Here is a 317-nt window from a genome sequence, read left to right as displayed (position 1 = left end):
GGTCGCGCCAAATCCCCAAGCCTTGCGGCCGTCATCGAGCTGCACATAGACGGCGTTCTGGCCTGCATGATTGGCGGCATTCTCCGGCACGACGCGGCGGCTCTGCACGGTGTAAGCGGGCGACTCTTGGCCGGGCGTGTACGGCGCACTCTGCTGCTCGGCCTGCCGGGCCAGCTTGGCCGCTTCGTGCTGCTGGATAGCGGTGCGGAGTGTCGCAGGCTGGCTTTCGTCGTCGTTCGATATGAACTGTGACAAGCGCGTGCCGTTGTACTCGGTCATCAGCTTGCTATCGCCATACATTTCCGTGCGGATGCCGG

Annotated in this window: 1 protein-coding gene; it reads right to left on the bottom strand. The window is 64.0% G+C overall.

Features of this window, described 5'->3' with window-relative positions:
* Window positions 1-317, bottom strand: a 317-nt coding sequence (locus HMPREF2886_RS32420) for a hypothetical protein (protein WP_371915129.1), incomplete at both ends; no start/stop codon positions are given.

The organism is Pseudomonas sp. HMSC066A08, from assembly GCF_001813025.1.
GTDB classification, from domain to species: domain Bacteria; phylum Pseudomonadota; class Gammaproteobacteria; order Pseudomonadales; family Pseudomonadaceae; genus Pseudomonas; species Pseudomonas aeruginosa.
This window is presented reverse-complemented; position numbering and strand designations above follow the sequence as displayed.